Consider the following 16,203-nt stretch of genomic DNA (forward strand, 5'->3'; position numbering starts at 1 on the left):
TGTTAGCTTTCCGATTTTTTCTTATCCAGATAGTACTGGTAACCAGTTTCAAAAACCCTGATCCCACCTTTATCTACTTCGAAAACACGATTTGATAGTCCATGTAAAAAGTGACGGTCATGGGATACGTACATTACCGTTCCTTCAAAATCTTTAAGAGCTTTTAAAAGTACGTCGCGGGATTTTAAGTCCAAGTGGTTGGTAGGCTCATCCAGGATTAGAAGATTGTTGTTGCTCGACATAAGTGTCGCCAGAACAACTCTCGATTTCTCTCCCCCTGAAAGAACTTTAATTTTCTTTTCAACGTCATCACCACGGAACAAGAAAGCTGCTAAAAGGTTTCTGATGTATCCGTTTGATGAATGTGGAAGACGGCTTGAGATTTCTTCAAGCACTGTGTTTTCTGGATTTAATAAATCTAGTGAGAACTGTGAGAAGTATCCCGCCTGGATTGAAGGCCCTAGAGCGCTTTCGCCTCCAGATGCTTCCGTTAAACCACAGATAACTTTTAGGAGTGTCGACTTACCGGCACCGTTTACCCCAACAACCGCAATTTTATCTAAACGATTAACTGTTGCTGTTAGTCCTGAGAAAACTTTATGAGGAGTCCCGTCATCGCGAGTCCATGTCTTAGCTAAGTTCTTCATTGTTACAACATCGTTACTTCCGCGCGGAGGAACCGGGAAAGTAAAATCCATGACAACGTCTTCAGGTGGAAGCTCTACGCGCTCGATCTTATCAATCTTCTTTACGCGAGACTGTACCTGAGCGGCGTGCGAAGCACGGGCCGCAAACTTAGCAATGAACTCTTCTTCTTTTTGGAGCATCGCCTGTTGAGATTCATACTGAGCGATCTGTTGAACTTTTCTGATTTCTTTTTCTTTTTCGTAGTAGTCGTAATCACCCGTGTAGGTCGTGATTGTTTTATTGGCCACTTCGATAATTCTATTGACGATTCCGTTCATGAAGTCACGGTCGTGGGAAGTCATAAGAACAGCGCCCTTATAATCCTTCAACCATTGCTCCAGCCACACGATACTCTCAAGATCAAGGTAGTTGGTAGGCTCATCCATCAGCATAACGTCTGGCTGTTGAATAAGAACTTTTGCCAGGGCAATTCTCATTCTCCATCCACCAGAGAAGAGGCCTACGTCGCGGTCGTGGTCGTAAGGCATTACCCCAAGACCCGTGATGATTTCTTTTGCACGAGTATCTAAATCGTAACCGCCAAGTTTCTCAAACTCAGTTTGGTAGTCACCTAATTGGATGAGAACTTTTTCCATTTCATCTGGATCAAGGTCTGTCTCCAACATTTTCTCAATCTTTCTCATCTCAGAAGCTAACTCAGAGGCCTTCGCCGATCCGCTCATAACTTCTTCAATAACCGTGCGACCTTTCATCTCTCCAATATTCTGAGAGAAATAGGCCACGCGAACTTTATCAGGAACAGTGATCGAGCCCCCTTCGAAGCCCTCTTCTTTCATCAGGATTCTAAAAACAGTCGTTTTTCCCGCTCCGTTTGGCCCAACTAAACCAACTTTATCGCCTGGACGCAGGATAAATGAGGCATTATCGTAAAGAACTTGCCCACCATAGTGTTTAGAAACGTTATTGAAACTGATCATTGAAGCTTTCCTATTGTAAATTTTGACGTTCACTCTACCAGAGACGCCCGGGGTTTGGCATCAGTTATCTCTCGATGACGCCCCGAGCGCCAATAGTAATTTACTCCAGTACTCATGATAAGAAAGATCTTATTCGTGCCTTGAATTTCCTATGAATTTCTCTAAACTATTCACATGGAATTCACTCCCCTTCGCATTTCGACAGTTAAGCCCCTTAGAGATCTGACTTTTGATCTCTATATCTTCTTCAAAGAGCACTACCTCTGCTACGCTAAACGTGGCGAGCAGCTCTCAGAAGATAAATTTCAAAAGCTTAAAACGCAAAAAATTGCCAAGTTTTTTATCACTGAACAAGATGAAGTGAATTACCAAAAATTCCTCGACGCTCTTTTAGATGAAACGCTGTCTAATCCAAAAATCGATCTGGAAGAAAAAGTAAATATGGCCGAAGGAGCCGCCAGCTCTGCCGTTGAAAGAATGCAAAAAAACCCAACGGAAAGTGCTTACCGCGCCACTGAAAAAGCGGCCAAAAGCTTGCGCCAGGTTATTACTGGAAACCCGGATACATTAAAGAAAATTTTCGGGAAAAAAGTTGAAAAGAACGAAGAAATTATCAAGCACTCGCTTAACGTTTGTGCCCTTGCTGTAAAGCTTGCAGAAGTCAAAAGATGTACAGAGCAAGAGATGGATGACCTGGGAACAGCGGCGCTGATCCACGACATAGGGCTTACGACTTTTAACAAAGACGACATCCAGCTTTTCTATAAACCTAAGAAGTTTTTAAGCAACGACGACAAACGCGTGTACTATCTTCACTGTAAAGACGCTGCCAATATTTTAAAAGAAAAGCCCTACGTGACTCCTGCCATTCTTGAACTGGTGATGAATCACGAAGAAGTGGCCAGCGGGCTTGGGCCTAATAAAAAGAAAAAACTCTCTCTTCAGGAAGAGATCCTCTCGTTAGTTAACAACTACGACAAGCGCACGATCACCAACAAAACGTCTCCTGCTCAGACGCTGAAAGACATGATGATTGATGAGTTAGGAAACTATGAACTGAATCTTCTAAATGATTTCAAGAAAGTCCTCCAGACTGAAGGACTTCTCGAATAGTTTTTTAGTTTAGAAAATCACTCTGAGAGAATCTAAGACCACTTCCGCTTCATCGTAGGCCTTTGTCAGCACTTCAATTTGCGAGGCAATCGCTTCAATCTCTTCGTTTCTGACGACAGGGTTTTTCGCTTTTAGTTTTAATAAGCGCGTCTTCTCTGCATCCAGATGAGCAATCATATTTTCTTTGTATTTCTTTTTAAGTTCTGCTGCTTCCTGGAGAGCATGGTCATGGGCGCTCTTTAGCACCTTCTGAACCGCGGCCTTTGGAAGTCCTTTTGCTTTTCTGGCCGTCTCAATGTCGGCGGCAGTGATCTTTTCATCGATGTCCGATTTTTCAAACTTTGCTGAGAAGTTCTCACCTGTTGAATCCACCAGAATGCGAATCGGAGTCGGAGGGAAAAATCTCTCCGGACTCAAACTCTTAGGAGCAATGGCCTGAAGCTTAAAGAATGTCTCAATAAACGTTTTACTCTGTCCTGTTTTCTTTCTCATCATTACGCTCACATTTCCAAATGTGTTGCTCAAGATAAGATCGATGACCCCGACGACCATCGGGTGATCCCAGGTTAAAAACTCAACATCTTCGCGGCGAAGAGCTGTTTTTCTCTCATAAGTAATCCTGATTCCGTCTACCGGAAGCCCCGGGAAATACGGAACGTACATGTTGTCACTTGGTCTGATATAAAAAACACCGTCATCTAAATCTTCAATGTCAACACCCAGTTCCTGAAAGACGTCGTTCATGTAGTTAATCAGGTTTGACTCTTCATCAAACTTTTTTACTTCACTGACTAAGGCCTTAGCCTCCTCTTCTTTAAACGAGTTTAACTCAACTAAAATGTCGCGTCCTTCTTCCAGTTTATGTGAAACTTCTTTAAATTCGCGTGCTGTATTTTCCAAAAATTCCTGAAGAACTTTTGGGTCTTTAAAACACAATTCTGGTTTATTTAAATACTCTTCCAAAAGCGATTGCAGCTGCTGGTGAACAATACTCGCTCCTTTTGCCGAATGGACAAAAGCATCCAGCCCGGTGTGGAACCATTGGTATAAAATCTCATCATACGAGCTGACAATATAAGGAACGTGTAAGTGAATATCGCTGTCCTGGCCGATACGATCAAGACGACCAATTCTCTGCTCTAATAAATCCGGGTAAAGCGGAAGATCAAAAAGAACCAAGTGGTGAGCGAATTCAAAATTGCGCCCTTCACTTCCAATCTCTGTACATAAAAGAATATTGGCCCCTTGAGGATCAGCGAAATAAGCGGCCTGGCGATCGCGCGCAACAAAAGAAAGCCCCGAGTGAAACACGCCCACATTCATTGCTGGAAAACGGTCTTTTAAAAGTTTTTCCAGGCAGAGAACTTTCGTTTTTGATTTAGTGATTAAAAGGATTTTCTCGCCTTGATGGCGCCCTAAAAACTCCGTCAGCCAATCGAGTTTCATATCAAATGAAGGCCCGATTGTTTCTTCATCTTCAAGTCCAAGGTGGTGAGTTTTTTTACTCTCCAAAGGATAGGCATGTAAGATTCTCTTTGGGAAAAAAGAAAAGTGTTTACTCATTCTGGTTCTGGTATTTCTAAAAAAGATTCTTCCCGGACCGTGAAGATCCTGAAGCTCTTTTAGTTTCACTTCACTTTCGGCATCACCTTTTTTCAAAAGCTCGCGAGCAGTTTTGGCCACTTCTTCATAGTGAGCTGTCTCTTCTAGAAACTTTTTATAATCGTAAAAACGATCCGGGTCTAAAAGTTTTAGTCTGGCAAAGTGCCCTTCCATTCCCAGCTGTTCAGGTGTCGCGGTTAAAAGCAGAAGACCTGAGGATTTTTTAGCAATGGCCTCAACAATTTTATATTCTGGAGAAGCATTTTCCTGCGACCATTTTAACTGGTGGGCCTCATCAACGACCATGATGTCCCAGGTCGCTTCACTCATCATCCTGCGGGCCATTTCAGCACCCTTTAGCAGACCGATGTTCACAATAACAAAGTCGTTGTCGGTGAATGGATTGGTGTTTGGCTCTAAGTGAGTTTCCTGATTGAGTGTCGTAAAAGTTAAGTTGAATTTTCTTAGCATCTCAATAAACCACTGGTAGACCAGTGAATCGGGAACCAGGATTAAAGCGCGCTTAACTCTTTCCGATAAAATCAAATGGTGAAGTGCCAGACCTGCTTCAATCGTTTTTCCTAGTCCTACTTCATCAGCTAAAAGAACGCGTGGGATAGGTCTATCAGCAATCTGGTCGGCCACATAAAACTGGTGAGGAATGAGATTCATTCTTCCACCAACAAATCCTCTGACTCTCGATTGGGTAAGGCGGTTTTTGTTCCACAGTGTTTTAAAACGAAGCTCAAAAAGTCCCGGAGCATCGGCATTTCCATTAAAGAGACGATCTTCCGGTTTATTGAAACTCAGCGAGTCTGAAAGCTCTCTTTCATCGTATGTGTCGCTCGCTGATTGATAAGCAATAATGCCTTCGCGGTCAACAACAGCATCGACGGTGATTTTTTCTCCCGATCTTAAAGTGATTTCATCACCCACGGCAAAAACCACGCGCTTAATCGGCGCACCTTTTGATCCGTACACTCTTTCAGTTTTAGCAGCGAGAAAAGAAATTTTTAAGGTCTTGGATTCAACAGTCGATAGAATACCAAGTCCCAGCTCTGGCTCAGTTTCGCTCATAAAGCGCTGGCCTGGAATGAGATTGCTCACAATTAATGTCCTTTGAATTTTAAATTACTGATTGATTCGATAAATGGCGATCGCTAGTCCCACCACAATCATTCCCAGGATAATGTAAATACGGTTTTTTCCCAGTTCTTTTTCATCTTGAGTAAGACCTTTGTTGGCCTTTCTTACGCTCTTTTTTGACATGACTAATGCACTCCAAACATATCTTTAATAAAATCGCGAACACCTTTAGTTGATTTTATCTTATATAGGTCAAAAGCATAAGAATCATCGTGAGAAAAATTTTCTGCCTCCATAAAGGGGTCCATCCCCTCCTGGATATTAGATTCGGACTTTAGTTTAGAGACCATTTCGTTATTGTCGCGGACGATTTGGCGTGCGCGCTCGACAGCAATTCTAGCTGATTCGTATTTAGGCAGGAAATCCTGTGAAATCGTTTGTTCGTTTTCCATCTTTTACCCGGTGTGTTGATAAAAAATTAGTGTATCTGACAGTATTACTCCCCTAAAAAAGGATCCGTCCATAAAAGTTTTTGAACCAGAGCAATATCTCTGTGAAATTTCGAATGAAAAACCACTGACTTTTTCTTTCATTCAGTCTAAAAAGAGATTTCTTACAAAATGAGGAATTTCTTATGATTATTTGCCAGAATGTTGGACTTCGCTACGGGGCCAGAAAATTATTTGATGAAGTGGATATCAAGTTCACTCCAGGAAACTGTTATGGTCTTATCGGTGCAAACGGCGCCGGAAAATCTACGTTCTTAAAAATCTTATCAGGTGAAATCCCAAGTACATCTGGACACGTCTTCATCACTCCGGGACAACGTCTTTCAATCCTAAAACAGGATCATTTTCTTTACGAAGACATCGAAGTTTTAAAAGTTGTTATCATGGGTAACAAAGTTTTAATGGATGTAATGGAAGAAAAAGATGCTCTTTACGCTAAAGAAGATTTTTCTGATGCTGACGGATTAAGAGCAGCTGATCTTGAAGCGCTCTTTGGTGAGATGAACGGATGGGAAGCTGAATCTGAAGCAGCAACACTTCTGTCTGGTCTTGGTATCAAAGAAGAACTTCTTTCTAAAAAAATGTCTGAACTAAACGGTGGCGAAAAAGTTAAGGTTCTCCTTGCTCAGGCATTATTTGGTAAACCTGATATTCTTCTTCTGGATGAGCCTACCAACCACTTGGATATGAAAGCGATCCACTGGTTAGAGAATTTCTTAGCGACATTTGAAAACACAGTTATCGTTGTATCCCATGACCGTCACTTCCTGAACAAGGTGTGTACCCACATGGCCGACATCGATTTCGGAAAAATTAAAATTTACACTGGTAACTATGATTTCTGGTACCAGTCTTCTCAATTGGCCATGACTTTAAAGTCGAACCAGAACAAAAAGACTGAAGAGAAAATGCAGGAACTTCGCGACTTTATCGCCCGCTTCTCTGCCAACGCTTCTAAGTCAAAACAAGCGACATCAAGACAAAAGATGCTTGATAAAATCACGCTTGAAGATATTCAACCTTCAACGAGAAAATACCCATTTGTTTCTTTCAAAGCGAAGAAAGAGATTGGTAAAGATGTTCTTACAGTTGAAAAACTTTCTAAGTCTCTTGATGGAAAAGTTTTATTTAAAAACATTTCTTTCCAGGTAAGAAAAACAGACAAGATCGTCCTTCTAGGAAGTGACCAGGCGTGCTCTGCTTTAATGGACGTACTAATGGGTGTTTCTAAGCCTGATTCAGGACAAATCAACTGGGGTGTGACTGCTCAAAAATCATACTTCCCGGCAGACAACTCAGAGTTCTTCGCCGATGGAAGACACAACCTTGTTGACTGGCTACGCGATTTCTCAGAAGACAAAGACGAGTCATTCGTCAGAGGATTCCTGGGACGTATGCTTTTTACAGGTGAAGAAAGCCAGAAAAAAACAAACGTTCTCTCAGGTGGAGAAAAAGTCCGCATGATGCTTTCAAAGATGATGCTTGAAGCACCAAACGTTTTAATTATGGACGGTCCAACCAACCACCTTGACCTTGAAAGTATCACGTCAGTGAACGAAGGCCTAAAGAAGTGGGACTCTACCTTAATTTTTGCCTGCCACGACCACGAGTTCGTGCAGACGGTGGCCAATAGAATTATTGATATTCAACCAGACGGATCAATCATCGATGTCGAAAAATCATTCGATGAATACTTGGGGCTTAATGACTAACCAGAGGCTTTGAAAATGTCAGATACTAGGCGCAGAGGAATGAGTGAGGAGACGTGCTCTAAGCACGTCGCACGATCGAATGACGATAGCAACGACGTAGATGGCGTTTTAAAAACCTCTGGGAATGACTTTTTTGAAATTAGACAAATTAGTCCAGAAGATAAAATCCCTATACAGGCGGGACTCTCATTGCTCTCGCCTGAGTCCATCCGCCAGCGCTTTTTTGCCAACAAAACAGAATTCTCAGAGGCCGAATTAAAATTTTTGACTGAGGTTGATCAGGTTAATCACCTGGCCTACGTCGCTGTTCATCACAAAGGTGATAACCTTTTGCCGGCCGGAGTTATCCGCGCAGTCAAACCTAATGTGGAATCAACAGCAGCTGAGATCGGGATCGTGATTGTTGATTGTTACCAGGGTCAAGGTCTTGGAACGAGGCTCTTTGATACGATTGCTGAACAGGCGCTTAAAGTCGGGATCACCCAATTTTATGGTGACTATCATGTCAGTAACCTTAAAATGACTAAACTCCTTGAGAAGTTCGCAAAAAAACACCATCCTCTGATGATAAAACACACCCACGATGGATTTATTTATTTTGAAGCTCCGTTAAAAAACTGATAAACTTTGACACATATAAAAATTAAAAAACAGGATTATGCATGGGACGTAAGTGGAACAACATTAAAGAAAAAAAAGGCGATCAGGACAAACAGCGCTCTTTAATTTACACAAAATCACTTCGCGAAGTTACAAAAGCAGTAAAACAAGGTGGAGAAGAAGTTGAAAGTAACTTCATGCTTCGTATCGCTCTTGAAAAGTGCAGAAAGTACAACGTTCCAAAAGACAACATCGACCGCGCGATCAAAAAAGGTCTAGGTAACGATGATGAAGGATATGAAGATATTGCTTACGAAGGATACGGACCTAACGGTGTCGCGATCTTCGTTGAAGCTTCAACAAATAACGGTACAAGAACAGTCGCTAACGTTCGCAACTTCTTTAACAAGTGCGGCGGATCTCTGGGAACAACTGGATGTCTTCAGTTCGTCTTCGAGAGAAAATCTGTTTTTGAGATCCCACAAGGAAAACTGGTAGAAGACGACTTCACAATGGACATGATCGATGCGGGAGCTGAAGATGTTGTCCTGGAAGACGGGTTCTATACTGTCACAGGGCCTATGGAGTCTTTCGGCGCTATCCAGACAAAACTCGACGAGCTAAAGGTCACAGCTGATGAAGCAGGGCTTGAGCGCGTGCCTCTAACGTTTAAGGAAATCGACAAAGAAACTTTCAAGACGGTCATGAAACTCGTAGACCTACTTGAAGGCGACGATGACGTCACAAAGGTTTACCACAACGTTAAGTACGACGATTCATTCGCCGACCTGTAAACCTAAGCCTACTTCCACTTTTTCTGGGCACCCTTTTTATTTAGGGACGGGATTTTTCGACCTTCTTTTGAGGGTTTAGAATCTTCCCGAGGCCCTATTTTTCACCCATGTTAGTATGACTCTGGTCACACCCCGGAGGCTTTCAATGTTCTTTGGCAAATTACTAGCAATCGCTCTTCTTAGTTTCTGCCTTTTCCAGAATACTGTCTCCGCCAGTGAGGACTTGGATAAAGATCCATTAGAAGGTTTTACTGTTTCTAAAGAAGACATCATTAAGAGTCTCGATGGACTCAAAAAAATGGGAAAGATTTCAGAGAGTGATTACCAAAAAGCAGTAAAGGAACTCACGAGCATGAGTGATGCTCAAGTGAGTGCACTAAAAGAAACGGCCATTGGTATGGTGAGAAATGACCCGGATAAAGCTGTCGATCTGGTTAACAAAGGAAACAAGATCGACACAGAAGCAGCGAAAAAACAAATTGGCGACCTGTCTAGGCCCAAGGAGTAAGTTCTTCGATCAGGTCGATATTATCCTCAACCAGTATTGAAGAGAATTTGAGACTGGTTAAACTTCTTAAAAGGCCTTCATAATCAAGAAGGCCTTTTTTATTTCGTTTACACATCAGAAGTGCCACTCCCCTTTCTTCCAGAAACCTCACAATACGCGGATTGTCCTGGATCTCATCATCAAACGAGATTACCATCGTATTGCGCTTAAAACGGTCATTAAAGACGCCCCAGTGCGGTTTTAAGTCATGTAAAGAAATCGCTATCAACCTGAGCGGCTGCTTCTTGATATCAAAGTTTTCATCATCGACCTGGAAGCTATCGCTCTGGTCTTTTTGATTGAGCTTTTTTTGGTCAATCAAAACGCAATCAGTGTGAGCACGAAGCTCCTGAACCTCACTGTAAGTGGATTCAGGAGAAATAAATTGGATTTTCATTGATCTGAACTCTTCAAAACAAAATTAAACTTCTCTGTCATATATAGGCCATAAAAAATGCTGTCGCATTTTTTCAGATCAATTCAAATAAACATCCATCTCTGTAAAGAGACTTGGATTCCTAAAATTCTTTTGAAAGCCGTCACTGGCAATTTCAATTAAGCGCGAGTTAAACATATCTGTCGTTGTTGTCTTCACCGTCAACTGTGGAAGACGGCCTACGATCTCTCCTTTTTTCACCAGGTAAGAAAGCTGAAGTGGAGTCGAGAAATCTCCCTTGTCCGTAAAATCTCCACCGTCTCCCATAAAGACGACAACACATTGATCAAGAGATTTTAAAATCTCCTGAGTTGTCCTCTTTCCTGCGGCCACAACCAGAGCATTAAACCCCATGCCAACAGCAGAGTCATATGAGCGCATTCCGTTTCCAGTCGCCTCTACTCCGTATTTCTTGGCATTGCGAAGATCGGCGATCACATTTTTCATCACACCGTTTTCAATGAGTGGAAGTTTTTCCAGCTTTCTAATTGTCCCTTCTTCATCGAACTTGCGGTAAACACCGTGCTCAGGGAGCAGATTGATATCATAAAGAGAAAAATCTTTACTGAAGATTTGTTGGTTTAATTTTCCGCTGTAAAGAGCTGAGCCTTCGCAGTACTTGTCTGCTCTTAAAGACTCAATAAGTTTGTTTTGAAGACCATCGCCCTCAATGAAAAGTACCGGGTATTTCCCACTTTGGAATGTAATCTCATTTTTATAAGCATCTAAGTAAGGAAGATTTTTATCCAAAACGTCGTTGATATCCAACGTTCTGCCGCTGCCAGCAAAGTAGCCATCAAGCAGGTTTGGAGAGCCCACGCGCTTAAACAGGTAATACCAACCATTCGTGCCAAATTTCTTTTCCATCACTGCACCTTTGTCATCTTTTAGTGAGACAGTGTGAAAAGAGCGCTCAAATTTTCCGTTAAAAACGAATTCATTTGAATACCCTTGCAGGCGCTCTTGAGTCGCCTGAATCGCTTCCATAATTTGCGACAGAGGTGCATGGAAGCTTCCCTCGTCAATCATTCTGCCATTTTGGTAGTGAGGAAGTTCATAGTCATAAGGAATCCCTACGCTCTTTGAACTCTGGGCCTTTTTAACCAGGTCAGCATCGCTGATATCTCCGACATAAGATGTAGTGTAGATTTTATTACCTTCAAAAAGGCGTACACCTTTTTTTGTAATGTTTTTGTTTCTTGAAGAATTCACTTGTCCTGCGACAACTTCAACAGAAAGAGACTCTTCATTTGTTGTTAGAATATCTTGTTTCATTGTTTTCTCCTTCTCTAGCTGATCTGCATTTCATTAACAAGAATCGAAGGTCCACCATCCGCTACCGGAAGCGGCCACTGCTCCATCTTTCCGCATCCACCAAAAGCAGAGCTTTCAAGATGGAAATCGTCTCCACAGGCTTCGATTTGTTTTAGTGTTTCAAACACTGAACCCGAAAGAACTGAAACGCGAACCGGCTCTGCCAGCTCTCCATTTCTGATCATGTAAGCTCTGATTGGGGCAATGGTAAATGTACTTCCACCTGATCCATGCTTGAAGTTATAAAAATAAACTCCACCCTCTGCTTTTTTTAGCAAGTCTTTAAACGAAACTTTTCCACCTTCAATATAAGTTGAAGTCATGCGCACGATAGGCTCATATTCAAAGTTCATCGCTCTGGCATTTCCAGTTGGCTTTTCTTCAAGCACGTTTGCTGTATGAGTTGAGTGCAGACGTCCAGTTAAAACACCTTCTTTAATCAGATATGTTTTCTGTGCCAGTGTTCCTTCATCATCAATCGGGCAATATCCCGATGTGTTGTCATGAACACCTGTATCGACAATTGACAAGCAAGGAGCTGCAATTGTGCTTCCTAACTTCCACTCTTTTGTCGCTTCCGGGTCTCCCATCATAAAATCGGCTTCAGACTTGTGCCCGAAAGACTCGTGAGTAAAGACTCCGGTAATTTCCGGAGAAAGAACAACTTTATATTTTCCAGGAGTGATTGTTTTTGCACTCAGGAATTTTTGAGCTTCAGCAAAGTAGCTTAGGATATCGTTTTCCAGGTTCTGGAATGAATTAAACTCAGTCGCATAAAGCCTGAAGCCATCTTCAAAAAGCTCATCGCCTTTTTTAAGTGTTGCTCCAAATGCAAAACCTGCCTGATTAAAATCGTAAGAGAACTCTGTTCCAACAGACGACTTATAAAATTTTTCTTTATACACATCTGTGTATCTGATTCTTGAATCTTTTAAGTTCTCGATCTTTTTAATAAGTGGAAGATACCTCTCTCCCATTTTTACTTTTTCTTCCAATGAGATATTAGAAAAAGCATGTTTTGTTTTATTAATCAGGTGATGAGCTCCATTATTATCTGGAAGCACATACACGTTTGAAGCATGAGGACCCGCCTCTGCCTGCTTAATCAGTTTTGTGATTTCATCACCTAATGCACTGACTGCTGTTGTTGAAGAATAAAACCATGCCCCGTGATGATGGACGCGGACAAAGGCACCTAGAACTGGTCTTTCACTGGCCGCAACGAGTTCACCGTTTTGAAAAAGAAAGCTGCTTGATTGCGTGCGCTCAATTCTTACGTCGACAAAGTGACAGGGAAATTTTCCCAGATCTAATTTATCTAAGACACTCTTGATATCCATAGGTCTCTCCTGTGATTAATTCTCAAATAGCGGTAATGAAAAAATCTGTCCCTCATGATACCAGAGTTCAGCGAAGTTTTCGATGAAAAGCACCTGGTCTTTTACGCGCAAAGCGCGAAAGAGAGGATCAGCGTATAGAGACTCGTCTTTTTCTCCATTTAAATAGAGTTTGAAGTCTTTCATGATTATCTTAGTATGCAAGTCAAGATTTGCGCGCTTCAAAGGAACACGCACAAAGGGGTTTCTTTCCTCAGGAAGCTGACGGTGAAGATAAAAATCAATCTCGCCTTTATAACGGAAAGTCCCTTTCTTTTTTAATTCAGTGGCAACGCTCTCACTCTCATTTAACTGAAAGGCCACTTTCTTTTTATTGAAGTAGCCCCCTTTAATCTTGTGCATAAGCTGATCGTTGCATTCATCTGGATGAAGCAGAGATAAAAAAGCTTTGGTGACAAATTCAATGGTGACATGAAATGACGGGTTGTAAGCACGAGGCTTAAGAGAGAGTCCGTAGAAATAAAATTCACTGATTGACGAGATGGAGAGGTTTTCCTGGGCCTTTCTTAAAGCGATGGACAGCTTATTGTCCATCGCTTCGTCCCCACTTCCCCATTCTTCTTTATTTGGAAATAATGAGAAATCCACTCTTACTTAAGTTCCACATTCAGTTCGATATTAAGATTTTTATTTCCTAAATCTGTTGAAGGAAATTTCGGGTCCATCCCCTCAATCGCTCCTGTTTTATTAAGAGCATCGCCAGATGGTGAGTAACGGGCAATCACGTGCAGAGGTCCTTTGAAATCAGCACCAGGGATCATCACATTTTTTTGTGTGATCACGAAGGCCTGAGGAAAAGTTGGCCTCTCAACTTTAATAACCGCAACTGGAGGAGTTCTATCGTTTGGTCCCGAATCAGGTCCAGCTTGTTTTGCAAAGATAAAAAGTACACCATTTTTAGTGATCTTTTTTTCTAGTCCTTTTTTTAATGTCACCATTCCACCAACTTTTGGGTCAGTGTAAGCGTGAGCGTTAGTTAGTGTTGCAACAGATAAAAAGGCAGCTAAAAAAAGACTTCTCATGATCAAACTCCTTATGGGATAAAAGATGCACCAATGATAGTATGAAGACAGGAGCTAATCAAATGAAGAACAAAAATTTATGCTTAATTGGGTGCGGTTGGTTAGGAAAACCTTTGGCAAAAACACTTTTGTCTAAAGGGCACACTCTTACCATCACTACCGCCAGCGACAAGTCTCCTGAATTTCAAAGTGAAGGGATTTCTTACATCACTTTGGATTTAATTCAGGACCCTTTCAATGAAGAGATTCTTAAGGCCGACGTTGTGGTTTATACGATCCCACCTCTTCCTTTTGTTGCTGTTAAAAATTTCTTTGATCATCTCCCAACCGATAAAAAAATTATTTTCACCAGCTCGACATCTGTGTACGGAAAAAACATGGGAAATGTAGATGAAGACACTCCGATTGACCCAGAAAATACTCAGTCTCCGCTTCTGGCACAAACAGAAGAGTACCTGCGAGCTCGCTTTAAGAATGCTGTTATTTTACGCCTGGGCGGTCTCTACGGAGAAAAACGCCACCCTGTCTACTTTCTGGCCGGAAAAAAAGATATTAAAACCGGAGGTGAATTTTTACACCTCGCTCATCAGGATGATTGTGTGAATGCTATCACAAAAATCATTGAGAGTGAGACGTGGGGACAAACCCTTAACATCATCAGCGATTTGCGAATCACTAAGCGCGATTATTACCTGGATATGGCCCAAAAACTCTCCCTGCCTCTGCCGGAGTATGCCCAAAGCGATAAGGGATTAAAAGAAACCAAGATCTCTAATCAGAAATCCAAAACTCTCCTGCAGATTCATTATAAAAATCCTAGCGAATTTTATAAATCTTCTGAGTGACTTCTTGCTCAGACTCTTCTTGTCTCTTGGAAGTGATGCGTTCGATTTCTTTAACGATATTGGTAACACGTTGAAGAGCGTCTCCAATGCGATCGAAGTACTCTGTACTTGCTTCCTTCTTCGCTTTTCTTAGAAGTCCAAAGGCAATCGTTAGAGGATTGTTGATTTCATGGTTGTATGTTGCAATCAGAGAGTTGATTGATTCAACTTCTCTTTTCTCCATGGCCTCGCGGTAATTTCTTACAGCATTGATTTGAGCATTGATACGCGCTTCTGCGATATCAATGTTAACCGGCTTCTGGATATAATCGTTAGCACCAAGCTTAAGGGCCTCTACAATATCAGCAACGTCTGTTTTAGCAGTCGCCATGATAATAGGGATATCAATTGATGAATACACCGTACGCACGTATTGCAGGACCTGAAGCCCTGTCATTTCCGGCATAACAATATCAAGGAGAATTAAATCTGGCGTATCGCCTTGAAGTGCCTCAAGACACTCTCTGCCCGATTCCACACACGTTACGTTGAAGCCTCTTTTCGTAAGCCTTTGTGATAGAACTCTTGAATTGATTTGGTCGTCATCCACAACCAGGATTCTAATACTCATACCCTACTATTCGGTTTCTAACATATAAAAGTTTAAATATATCCTATTTGTATTTAGAATTTTTTACAGGAAATATTCCTCTCACAATATTTCAAAAGGATACAAGTAGCCGAGTCTTTAACTTCGGCAGTTAAATCCCCCAGAGGTTTAGTTCAATTGGGTATTAATACAATATATTTACAGAACAATTTATTGAATATTATTCCAATACAGATAGAGTTTAATCACTACCATTTTTAAGGATTAAAGATGAGAAAACTGCTCCCTGCTCTCTTACTTGTTATTTCTTCCAATTCATTTGCCTGGGACACCACCAATTTTAAAGACGAGGCCCTTTCTCCTTTTACGACTTCAGCACGAAATGCTCTGATGGTCGGAACAGGACTGACTCTTAGTGTTCTTTTACTGGAAGACTCTATTGTCGATTACACTCAAAATGAAGTCGCTAACGACAAACCACTAGGATCACTTTCAAAATTCGGTGACCTCTCTGGACAGCTTTTGCCAAACGCCATCTATGCTCTTGGTCAATCTCTGGCCGGAGTCAATGGAGATCCCGAAGGATACAGAAGAGCGATTGGAATGCTTAAGGCCTCTGCCTACGCTTCAGGTGTAACGACTGCTTTAAAGTACACAATCAGAGAACCTCGTCCCATTAACGGACACAAAGATAAAAACTCATTTCCTTCAGGACACACGACAACTGCTTTTGCTTTTAGTGGATATGTCTTAGGCGAACATGGCTGGGCATGGGGAACTCCCGCACTGGCGCTTTCAACTTTTGTAGGTATCAGCCGAATCAATGACAACCGCCACTTCCTGCACGACGTTCTTGCCGGAGCGACTATTGGACTTTCATACGGGCTTGGGATTGCTAAATTAGATAAGCCAAAAAAAGACAATGGTGAGAAAGAGAGAGGCCTTACAATTGTCCCAATCTTTGACTGGAACACGAAAGGCCTGGCCTTAGTTGGTGAATTTTAATTTTCTT

Annotated in this window: 17 protein-coding genes; 7 read left to right on the top strand and 10 right to left on the bottom strand. The window is 41.8% G+C overall.

The features are described from left to right. Positions 1–2: 2 nt before the first annotated feature. Complete coding sequence (locus C0V70_RS13165; RefSeq protein WP_102244325.1) at positions 3–1,625, bottom strand: ABC-F family ATP-binding cassette domain-containing protein; 1,623 nt, start codon at positions 1,623–1,625, stop codon at positions 3–5. Positions 1,626–1,799: 174 nt separating this feature from the next. On the opposite strand from C0V70_RS13165, the gene C0V70_RS13170 reads away from it, so the two are divergent. Next, the gene (locus C0V70_RS13170; protein ID WP_102244326.1) at positions 1,800–2,738 is read left to right on the top strand and encodes an HD-GYP domain-containing protein; all 939 of its coding nucleotides are present in this window, start codon (positions 1,800–1,802) and stop codon (positions 2,736–2,738) included. 9 nt (positions 2,739–2,747) lie between these two features. On the opposite strand, the gene C0V70_RS13175 is transcribed toward C0V70_RS13170, so the two are convergent. From C0V70_RS13175 to C0V70_RS13180, 3 genes are read right to left on the bottom strand one after another with little or no spacing between them, the layout of a single operon-like run. After that, complete coding sequence (locus C0V70_RS13175) at positions 2,748–5,447, bottom strand: SNF2-related protein (protein WP_102244327.1); 2,700 nt, start codon at positions 5,445–5,447, stop codon at positions 2,748–2,750. 24 nt (positions 5,448–5,471) lie between these two features. Continuing rightward, entirely contained in the window at positions 5,472–5,609 is a 138-nt protein-coding gene (locus C0V70_RS19050; RefSeq protein ID WP_158649684.1) for a hypothetical protein, read from the bottom strand. 2 nt (positions 5,610–5,611) lie between these two features. Then, on the bottom strand, positions 5,612–5,878 hold the full coding sequence (locus C0V70_RS13180) for a DNA-directed RNA polymerase subunit omega (RefSeq protein ID WP_102244328.1): 267 nt from the start codon (positions 5,876–5,878) through the stop codon (positions 5,612–5,614). Between the two features lie 182 nt (positions 5,879–6,060). Between C0V70_RS13180 and C0V70_RS13185 the strand changes: the two genes are divergently transcribed. The 4 genes from C0V70_RS13185 to C0V70_RS13200 all read left to right on the top strand — a co-directional run bounded on the left by C0V70_RS13185 (position 6,061) and on the right by C0V70_RS13200 (position 9,549). After that, positions 6,061–7,647: an ABC-F family ATP-binding cassette domain-containing protein gene (locus C0V70_RS13185; RefSeq protein ID WP_102244329.1), complete on the top strand. Its 1,587-nt coding sequence runs from the start codon at positions 6,061–6,063 to the stop codon at positions 7,645–7,647. A 15-nt stretch (positions 7,648–7,662) separates the two neighbouring features. Further along, positions 7,663–8,268, top strand: a complete 606-nt coding sequence (locus C0V70_RS13190) for a GNAT family N-acetyltransferase (protein WP_102244330.1) — start codon at positions 7,663–7,665, stop codon at positions 8,266–8,268. 41 nt (positions 8,269–8,309) lie between these two features. Then, the gene (locus tag C0V70_RS13195) at positions 8,310–9,041 is read left to right on the top strand and encodes a YebC/PmpR family DNA-binding transcriptional regulator (protein ID WP_102244331.1); all 732 of its coding nucleotides are present in this window, start codon (positions 8,310–8,312) and stop codon (positions 9,039–9,041) included. Between the two features lie 145 nt (positions 9,042–9,186). Beyond that, complete coding sequence (locus C0V70_RS13200; RefSeq protein WP_102244332.1) at positions 9,187–9,549, top strand: hypothetical protein; 363 nt, start codon at positions 9,187–9,189, stop codon at positions 9,547–9,549. Here C0V70_RS13200 and C0V70_RS13205 read toward each other — a convergent pair. The 5 genes from C0V70_RS13205 to C0V70_RS13225 all read right to left on the bottom strand — a co-directional run bounded on the left by C0V70_RS13205 (position 9,533) and on the right by C0V70_RS13225 (position 13,757). Beyond that, positions 9,533–9,985: a hypothetical protein gene (locus C0V70_RS13205; RefSeq protein ID WP_102244333.1), complete on the bottom strand. Its 453-nt coding sequence runs from the start codon at positions 9,983–9,985 to the stop codon at positions 9,533–9,535. The genes C0V70_RS13200 and C0V70_RS13205 overlap by 17 nt on opposite strands. Before the next feature lie 78 nt (positions 9,986–10,063). After that, a complete protein-coding gene (locus C0V70_RS13210) occupies positions 10,064–11,299 on the bottom strand; it encodes a metallopeptidase TldD-related protein (protein ID WP_102244334.1) in 1,236 nt (411 codons plus the stop codon). 14 nt (positions 11,300–11,313) lie between these two features. Next, a complete protein-coding gene (locus tag C0V70_RS13215) occupies positions 11,314–12,678 on the bottom strand; it encodes a TldD/PmbA family protein (protein ID WP_102244335.1) in 1,365 nt (454 codons plus the stop codon). A gap of 15 nt (positions 12,679–12,693) precedes the next feature. Next, complete coding sequence (locus tag C0V70_RS13220; RefSeq protein ID WP_133566609.1) at positions 12,694–13,269, bottom strand: hypothetical protein; 576 nt, start codon at positions 13,267–13,269, stop codon at positions 12,694–12,696. A gap of 56 nt (positions 13,270–13,325) precedes the next feature. Beyond that, positions 13,326–13,757, bottom strand: coding sequence for a c-type cytochrome biogenesis protein CcmI/CycH (locus C0V70_RS13225; protein ID WP_102244337.1), 432 nt, complete (start codon positions 13,755–13,757; stop codon positions 13,326–13,328). Positions 13,758–13,819: 62 nt separating this feature from the next. On the opposite strand from C0V70_RS13225, the gene C0V70_RS13230 reads away from it, so the two are divergent. After that, a complete protein-coding gene (locus C0V70_RS13230) occupies positions 13,820–14,602 on the top strand; it encodes a Rossmann-fold NAD(P)-binding domain-containing protein (protein ID WP_102244338.1) in 783 nt (260 codons plus the stop codon). Here the strand turns inward: C0V70_RS13230 and C0V70_RS13235 are convergent. Beyond that, positions 14,574–15,212, bottom strand: a complete 639-nt coding sequence (locus C0V70_RS13235) for an ATP-binding response regulator (protein ID WP_102244339.1) — start codon at positions 15,210–15,212, stop codon at positions 14,574–14,576. The genes C0V70_RS13230 and C0V70_RS13235 overlap by 29 nt on opposite strands. A 249-nt stretch (positions 15,213–15,461) precedes the next feature. On the opposite strand from C0V70_RS13235, the gene C0V70_RS13240 reads away from it, so the two are divergent. After that, the gene (locus tag C0V70_RS13240) at positions 15,462–16,196 is read left to right on the top strand and encodes a phosphatase PAP2 family protein (RefSeq protein WP_102244340.1); all 735 of its coding nucleotides are present in this window, start codon (positions 15,462–15,464) and stop codon (positions 16,194–16,196) included. Positions 16,197–16,203: the final 7 nt, after the last annotated feature.

Origin of the sequence: Bacteriovorax stolpii, assembly GCF_002872415.1 — a bacterium.
Taxonomy (GTDB): domain Bacteria; phylum Bdellovibrionota; class Bacteriovoracia; order Bacteriovoracales; family Bacteriovoracaceae; genus Bacteriovorax; species Bacteriovorax stolpii.